Source organism: Rhodococcus cerastii (genome assembly GCF_033042195.1).
In the GTDB taxonomy this organism is placed as follows: domain Bacteria; phylum Actinomycetota; class Actinomycetes; order Mycobacteriales; family Mycobacteriaceae; genus Rhodococcoides.
The window spans coordinates 1-7,115 of record NZ_JAWLKF010000029.1 but is presented as its reverse complement, the minus strand read 5'-3'; the positions used below and the strand labels follow the sequence as shown (position 1 = coordinate 7,115).

Annotated in this window: 6 protein-coding genes; 3 read left to right on the top strand and 3 right to left on the bottom strand. The window is 64.9% G+C overall.

All coding sequences use genetic code 11. The features are described 5' to 3' along the window. Positions 1–445: 445 nt before the first annotated feature. The 3 genes from R3P93_RS24420 (at position 446) to R3P93_RS24410 (ending at position 2,760) form a co-directional block, all read left to right on the top strand. Positions 446–760, top strand: a complete 315-nt coding sequence (locus R3P93_RS24420; protein WP_182263467.1) for a DUF6412 domain-containing protein — start codon at positions 446–448, stop codon at positions 758–760. A 66-nt stretch (positions 761–826) separates the two neighbouring features. Next, positions 827–1,450: an ABC transporter ATP-binding protein gene (locus R3P93_RS24415; RefSeq protein ID WP_206510587.1), complete on the top strand. Its 624-nt coding sequence runs from the start codon at positions 827–829 to the stop codon at positions 1,448–1,450. Then, on the top strand, positions 1,447–2,760 hold the full coding sequence (locus tag R3P93_RS24410; RefSeq protein ID WP_206510588.1) for a DUF6297 family protein: 1,314 nt from the start codon (positions 1,447–1,449) through the stop codon (positions 2,758–2,760). Before R3P93_RS24415 ends, R3P93_RS24410 begins: the two co-directional genes overlap by 4 nt. A gap of 384 nt (positions 2,761–3,144) precedes the next feature. On the opposite strand, the gene R3P93_RS24405 is transcribed toward R3P93_RS24410, so the two are convergent. The 3 genes from R3P93_RS24405 to R3P93_RS24395 are packed head-to-tail and all read right to left on the bottom strand — an operon-like array spanning position 3,145 to position 7,003. Next, positions 3,145–3,552, bottom strand: a complete 408-nt coding sequence (locus R3P93_RS24405) for a DUF6262 family protein (RefSeq protein WP_075840860.1) — start codon at positions 3,550–3,552, stop codon at positions 3,145–3,147. Continuing rightward, the gene (locus R3P93_RS24400; RefSeq protein ID WP_206510589.1) at positions 3,549–5,792 is read right to left on the bottom strand and encodes a tyrosine-type recombinase/integrase; all 2,244 of its coding nucleotides are present in this window, start codon (positions 5,790–5,792) and stop codon (positions 3,549–3,551) included. The genes R3P93_RS24405 and R3P93_RS24400 overlap by 4 nt, the downstream gene beginning before the upstream one ends. Then, positions 5,789–7,003, bottom strand: a complete 1,215-nt coding sequence (locus R3P93_RS24395; RefSeq protein ID WP_206510590.1) for a tyrosine-type recombinase/integrase — start codon at positions 7,001–7,003, stop codon at positions 5,789–5,791. Before R3P93_RS24395 ends, R3P93_RS24400 begins: the two co-directional genes overlap by 4 nt. Positions 7,004–7,115 lie beyond the last annotated feature (112 nt).

Below are 7,115 nucleotides of genomic sequence, written 5' to 3'. Positions count from 1 at the left end.
CTAATCTGGATCCCGTGCTGTTCTGAGTCATGAATATCCAGCTCAAAGCGTAAAAGGCATCTCAGTCACAGGGTCGTCAGTAAGGGGATTTGGTTCAGTCCACGACACAGGCCAGTCTTATGGCAGATACGTTCCTAGCCACTTGATATTTCGCTCCGCGCTCCGACCGGATGTCCGTCATTTCAGGGGACACCCAGCAGGTGCGCCTGTCGTTGTTAGTCCGGCGGTGTCGTGGCCGGGCTTGCTTGCTTTTGTCGCGACGATGATGTGTCGGGTCTCGGTCAGAGCGAGCAGGTAGTTGTGTTGATGACGGTGTTCGAGGCCATGTCGAAGGCCCCTGTGGTGGGCGGCTCCGTCGGCGTTCACTCCAGGTGGCGGCCTCCTCACGGAGATGCATATGTGCAACCCGAGCAGGGACGCGGTGAAGGATCGGTACCATGCGGTCATGCGATCAGGGAGCGCGATCCTCAGCCGGATGACTGTGGTGTTCGTCTTGCTGTCCCTTGGCCTGGTTTTGGTCGTTGCGATACCGCAACCGGTCGAGGTGGCCGTGGCTGTGGCGGTCGCCCTCTCGGTTGCCTTGCTCGCTGCCGCATTCCTTCGCCCAGACCTGCTCGCGTTGCCACTTGTCGCGGGCAGTGGGCCTCCTGCCGATGAGCGTCGCCTGCGCGGATCGTTCCGCCGTCAGACTCATCCCGCCACTGCCGGTCGTCCCATGCCCCGAGCACCCGGCCCTCTCGCGGAGGCGCAGCCGACCTGATTCGGCCATCGTGCGTCTCCGCACCGACGACACCGTTGAATTCTCGGATCGTAGGAGAGAGACCTCATGTTGCACCTGTCCGGCATCACCCGTGCCCACGGGGAGTTCACCGTCTTTCGGCGCGTCGACCTCACCGCTCGCCCTGGCTCTGCATGTGCCGTGGTCGGAGTCAATGGCTCCGGAAAATCGACGTTGCTCCGCTGCGCCGTCGGCGCCGACTACGTCGACGAGGGGCGCGTGCTCTTCGACGGCATCGACCTCGACGAGAGTGACCCCGCCGCCCGCACGGCGATCTCAGCCGTCATCGACGACGGCGGAGTGTTCCCTCATCTGTCGGTGCGCGAGCATCTGTTGCTGATCGCCACTGCACACGCTGTCGGCGACGCGGAGGCTGTCGTGACGTCGGCACTCGAGGGCCTCTCCCTGACTCCCGCGGCCGATCAGCTGCCGGTCACGCTCTCCAGCGGGCAGCGCCGGCGGTTGATGCTGGCGTCGGCCTTCGTGCGGCCCCGCCGCGTTCTCGTCTTGGACGAGCCGGAGCAGCACCTCGACGCCGCCGGTCGCGAGTGGTTGATACGCACGCTGGTCGCCGAGAAGGACGCAGGTGTGGCGGTGCTGTTCGTTTCCCACGACGCGGTGCTCGTCGACACGGTGGCCGACGTCGTCGTCGATGCGGACGCGTGGCGATGACCACCGACGAGATGAGCTCAGCCGAACTGCACCGAGAACTCCGCCGACGCCGTGTCGATACCGAAAGCACGGTCGAGCGGATGTCGATCTGGGGTGGGGGCGTGGCTTCGATGACGGCGATCGCGCTGTGGGTGCTGTCCGGACGCGCGACGGGATTGACCGTGGCTCCTCCGGTGCTGTCGGCGTCGTCGGCGACCGGCGTCGGGTTGGTCGTCGCGGCGGCCGCACTTCATGGTGTGCGCATCGTCGGCCCGGTCGGCACCGACGCTGCCACGACGCACTGGCTGATCTCCGCGCCGCTCGATCGTGGAGCGCTGCTGCGCGGCCGGGCTCTGGCGTGGAGTGGCGCATTCGTCGTACTTGGGGTCGTGGTCGCCCGCGTGCTGGCGTTGGTCGCAGGTGGCACCCTCTGGTGGCCGCTCGCCGTCGTCGGGGCCGCCGCTGGTGCGCTGGTGGTCGCCCTGGCGCTGTTGGGTCAGCAGTCCCGCAGGTGGTCCTCCGCGCTGCCTGTGGTCGAGTTCGGAACCGTGTTTCTCGCGGCTGCTGCGGCGGTCACACCGCCTGCTCCCGTCGTAGTGTCCGCGGCCGTCCTCTCCGTCGCGGCCGTCGCCGCATGGGCGACAGCGGTGTCGCGCCTCGGGAGGATCCGCCGGGTATCGCTGACGTCGGGGTCGGATCTGTTGGCAGCCGGGTGGGTGGGAGTGTCCTTTTTCGACGTCGGGTTCCTCGTGTCAGCGCTCGAGTCCAGAGCTCTTCGACGTCGTGGGGCGGTGCGCTCGCGCAGCCGCGGCTGGGTGTCGACCCGCCCGGCGGGTGCCCTGGTGTGGTCCGATGTGGTGCGACACCGCCGGAACGTAATGATGCCGTCGGTCCTGGCTGTCGGATCAGGTCTCGTTGTCGTCGGCTCTGCGGTGCTGACGCCGTACTGGGCTGGTGTCCTGGGTCTTGTCGTGGGCTACGTGGCGACGTCGGCGGCCAGTATCGGTCTTCGAGACGTCATGTCGGACAGGGCGATACGGTTCGCTCTCGCTCTGCCGGACCGGATGGTGACCGGCGCGTTCCTCGTGGTGCCTTCGCTCGCGGCGCTGACCGTGGCGGTCGCGGTGGGGGTAACGGTGTCGTGGTGGTCGGGCCTGGTCGTCGGGTTGACGACTCTGATGGCTGCCGTCCGTTCCCGCACTGCCCCGCCTCGTGTCTACGACGGCCTGGCCGTGGTGACGATGTTCGGCATGGTGCCGGTGGACATGATCCGGCAGTTGCTCCGGGGTCCGGGCCTACTGCTCGTCGGGGCGGTCCTCCTGCTGCTGTGACGGGACTCGCCCATCAGGTCCGGATGCGGCCCCCAGGCCGAAAATCGCCACACTCGGTGAGAAGAATCATCCGTCGTTGCATGCTGTGCATGTGGCGGATCGCAGGTCAAATCCCGCAAGCTGCGTCACACCGAATGAGAACCCACTGACGTCAGGCAAAAAGGAGGGGACGACCATCGGTACTACTACTACTGGTGGCCGCCGGCTCTTTCTGAAGCCCTTACGTGTCGTTGAAGTGGTGCGACCTCGCGACCCCTGACTCGGCTCAGTCTGCAGATAGTGGCCTGGCAAACCGTCGACTGAAGGTCAGTCGTACGACTTTGAACCACCATCGGTTTTGTGCCGCCCCCAGTATGAGGTGATTTTCGGGGGCGTTTCGTGCCCCTACGTTGCCGGCTCGTATCGAGGTGTGGGCGCATTTCGGCGCAGCGTGAGGTTCTCGCCGTGTGCCGCGGCGAGCGCTGTGTGTAGTCGGGTGATTTCGGCTTTGGCTTCGCGCAGTTGGCGGGTGAGGCTGAGGACGATCGTGCTCTGCGTATCCGGTTCGATCGGGGTGTTCGGTGCCGGTTGGTCCCGGGTCCGTAAGCGAATGATCTTCTCGCGTAGTTCGGTGTTGCGGTAAAGGAAGTCGAGGCTGACGTTGCCCTCGCGTGACACTTTCCGGAAGTTCACCGCTTCACCACGTTTACTCAGTGCGGCAATAGCTTTCGTTGCTCTTTCGACTGCGGCGGTCGTGCGGGCCTCGGCAGAGCGGCGGAGCAATTGGCTGCGTTGTTCGGCGTCGAGGGTCATGGTCGATGTCCTTTCCTGCTGGGTCCCAGTGGTAGGTCCACCGGTGTCCGTGGCTGCGATGCTCGGCGGACCGCGTCCCGGCCACCGACGCCGGCTCCCTGCACCGTGGTCGATTCGTCACCGCCCGGGGAGGTGAGGTTGGCGATGATGAGGTTCAGTGCGGACACCTCGCTGCGCCGGGCGGTGAGCCACATGTTGTCGTCGGTCATCTGTTTGCCGGTTCGCTGAAAATGTTGTGCGCGTCGGGTTTCGACCAGATCCAGTGTCGAGTCCCGCTGGTCTTCGAGTTCGCTGAGGTAGGTGGCGTTGGTTGCGAATTCGCCGCAGGTCAGGCATGCGTTGCCCCGTTCGCAGGTTTTCGGACGCGGCAGCAGGCAGTAGCCGTTGGGCAGGATCCGGTCGGTGCGTTGATCGAGTTGCAGAACGTCGAGGAGCGCGTGTTGATCGATGTTGTGGTCACGCCCGTCGGTGCCGATCAACGTCAGCCGCAAGAATTCTTCCTCATGGGTGCGGGCCAACGTCTTTGCGTACCGCAGTGTCATCTCCGGTGAGACGTGCCCCAGATAGCGTTGCACGACGTGCAGTGGTGTGCCCGCGTTGAGCATCTGAGTGGCCTTGGTATGCCGCAACCGATGGGTGCGCTGGAAATCGACAGGGCGGCCGTGTTTGTCGCGAAGCTCGATCAACGCAGCAAGGTCAGTGAGTCGTTGACGGATGCCGCCGAGTGGACGCTGGCCCCGTTGGTTGCCCTTTCGGGCAAGAAAGAGATACTTCGGTTCCGCGCCATCGGTCAACGTCGGCAGGATAGTGTCGCGAACCCAGTCCTGTTGCTCGCGAATGATGTTCACCACGGCCTGCTCGACGGGGATCGTGTTCGGGGCTCCATCGATCTTGGTCTGCTGGTAGCGCAGCCGCGCCACGAAGAACTCCGCCATCCGGGTTTCGGGAGCAGAGTCCTGCACATCAGATTGCCGATCGGGTGTCGTCAGTAGAGGGCCCAGAGGGTCCGGATCGAGCATCAGGATTTCATTGACTCGGCGGCCGGTGAGGATCAGCAGCAGATAGGCGCGCATGACCTGCGGGTCGCCGAGCCCGAACACTGTCTTGTCCTGCCCATCGACGACGATGGTGCGACTCTCCGATACCGACAGGCCGATCAGATCCAGATGCGCGGCAACGCTACTGAGATCTTCGCCGTCGAGGTATTCGGGTGCGTCGTCGGAGCGCACAACCGAGATCGTTTCCCCTCGCGGCCACATCACGAGGTGGCGTTCGGTGAGCTCACGCCATCGCGGGTCGCCCAGGACGAATGCCGCTTCGTCGCGGTGTTCGACGAAGAACGCGTACATCGAGTTCACTGCGGTCTGGGTGAGGGAGATGGTCTTGTTGGACAAGGGCTGGCCTTTGTTGGGCCCGTTGGCCGCGCGGCGGGTGCGTAGCCAGCCGAGGAAGTCGTTTGCGAACGGACGCAGCATCGTCGCCGGGTCGGTGACCAGTACCGGACTGTCTATTCCGCGTTCGATCAGGAAGGGTCCGAGATGAGCGCACAACGAGGTTCGGTATCGACCGACGCTGCCCCACCGAATCCGGTCGGCGTTGAGAAGGGTTCCGAGCCACCATTGGCCTGCGGCACGAAGCCAGTCCGGTTCCACGGTCGACCAGTCGACGGTGGCGTGACCGCGCGGTTCGTGTCGGCGTGCTGGTATTCGGGGGTCGTGGAGGGGATCCCACAGCTCGGCCTGCCACCACGCCTGTTCGTGATAGGCGATGCCGACCGCGCGCCGGAGGCGGCGCATGATTTGCAGATGGTTTTGGCTGAACCGTGCGCCCGGAAGGCGTTGGTGGCGGGCGGTGAAGGCCGACCGGGCCTCGGTGATCCACGTGTCGAGGTCCAGGTCGAGGAATGATGTGATCGGTGGGTGGCCTCGCTGGACCCGCGAGGTGCTGATGTGGGCGATCGAATGCATCCACGTCGAGACCGCGGACGGCGAGACCCGTTCACCGGTGATATGCAGTGACCACAGCCACCAGATGAATTCGTGGCGGATCGGATCGGGAACATCGAGTGCGACATGTTGGTGGGTCCGGCTCGGGTAGTGGTAGATCACCTCGTTCCACGGCCAAGCCAGCATGTCGAGAGTCGTTCCGGGCCGGACATGTTCGGGAACGAGTTCCCAGAGATCGTGGTCGGTGACCCCGGCCTGTTTGTGTTCGGGCAGCGGCAATGCAGCAGACTTCATCGATTCTCCAGGTTTGTCGTATATCCCTGCTCGGTTGGTAGGTGCCATCCCTGCGCAAATGTCCGCCACTCGGCCACGCTGCGTAGCTCCGCCTCTTCGGTCACCCATCCGTACAGGTCCAGAGTGGTCTGGACCTGGGCGTGACCGAGTCGCCGCATGACGACATGCGCGGGGACCCCGCTCAGAAGTAGCGCCGTGGCGTGGGTATGCCGGAACCAGTGCGGAGTCCAACCGCTGGGGACGGCGCCGCCTACGCGGCGCTGCAGCCGCTCGACGACCCGGTAGACCCCGCTCGGTGTCATCGCCGCCAGCAACTGTCCGCCACCGGTATTGACCAACACGGGGTCGGTGTCGCGAAGCGGCAAACCATGACGGTCGGCTACATCGCCGACCTCGTAGAGGAAGTCACCGTAGATCCGCTCGAGGCGGTCGGAGACGAACACGCGCCGGCCCTTCATGTTCTTCACTCTGGCACCGTTGGGATTGTCGCCGCGGGGAACAACCTCGATATACGGTGTGCCGCCGCGTCCGACGATCCAGTCCTCGTGCCGCACACCCAACGCCTCCCCCAGACGAAGGCCTGTTTCGGCAAGTATCTCGAACAGTAGGCGGTCGCGCAGATTTCCCGCCCACGATCGGCTGATTGGATCGAATGTTGCTGCGCTGTCCAGGATTCGCTGCACATGTACCGGCAGGAACACCGGTGTCGGACCGGTGTGCCAGCGGCGGCGCGGGACGAGCGCGGCGGGTCGATCGCGCCGCCGGCTCTGCAGGTGCGTCAAGAACGATTGGAACTCCGGCTCGCGCCGCGCACGCCCCAATCGCGGTGCGACTGCGCCGCATTGGCGTTCTGACCATTCGTAGAACGAGGCCAGCGCCGCCAACCGCAGCGACACCGTTCGCGGCCCGCACGTCGTGGGCTTGACCCGGTGTTGGCGTGCGGTGGGCAGATCCCCGCCGGTGAGCCAGCCGATGAATCCGCTCAACGCGGTCAGGCCAGGATCGCGCCACTCGACCCCGTTCTGCTCGAGGTAGTGCCACCACAACGCGAGCCCACGTGAGTACGCTTTCACTGTGTTGGGGCTGAACGCGCACGCGACCCGAAGCCACTCCAGCCATTCCTCGACAGGGCCTACTACTGCGTGGTCGCGGTCGAGGACAGACCAGGTCACCCCGCCGTCCGGCAGTACCACCTTCTGCGTCCGAGCCATGACACCCACCTCCCGTACGGGTGTAGGCAACCATCAGCTCACGTGCAAACAAAGCCGACACGCCGACGCTCACATGACGTCGAAGACGCCTGGAGGTGGGGTGAGGATAAGA

What these genes read in the sequence shown, in the direction of transcription:
- R3P93_RS24420 (WP_182263467.1), top strand. Translation starts at nt 446, where the DNA reads ATGCGATCAGGGAGCGCGATCCTCAGCCGGATGACTGTGGTGTTCGTC.
- R3P93_RS24415 (WP_206510587.1), top strand. Translation starts at nt 827, where the DNA reads ATGTTGCACCTGTCCGGCATCACCCGTGCCCACGGGGAGTTCACCGTC.
- R3P93_RS24410 (WP_206510588.1), top strand. Translation starts at nt 1,447, where the DNA reads ATGACCACCGACGAGATGAGCTCAGCCGAACTGCACCGAGAACTCCGC.
- R3P93_RS24405 (WP_075840860.1), bottom strand. Translation starts at nt 3,552, where the DNA reads ATGACCCTCGACGCCGAACAACGCAGCCAATTGCTCCGCCGCTCTGCC.
- R3P93_RS24400 (WP_206510589.1), bottom strand. Translation starts at nt 5,792, where the DNA reads ATGAAGTCTGCTGCATTGCCGCTGCCCGAACACAAACAGGCCGGGGTC.
- R3P93_RS24395 (WP_206510590.1), bottom strand. Translation starts at nt 7,003, where the DNA reads ATGGCTCGGACGCAGAAGGTGGTACTGCCGGACGGCGGGGTGACCTGG.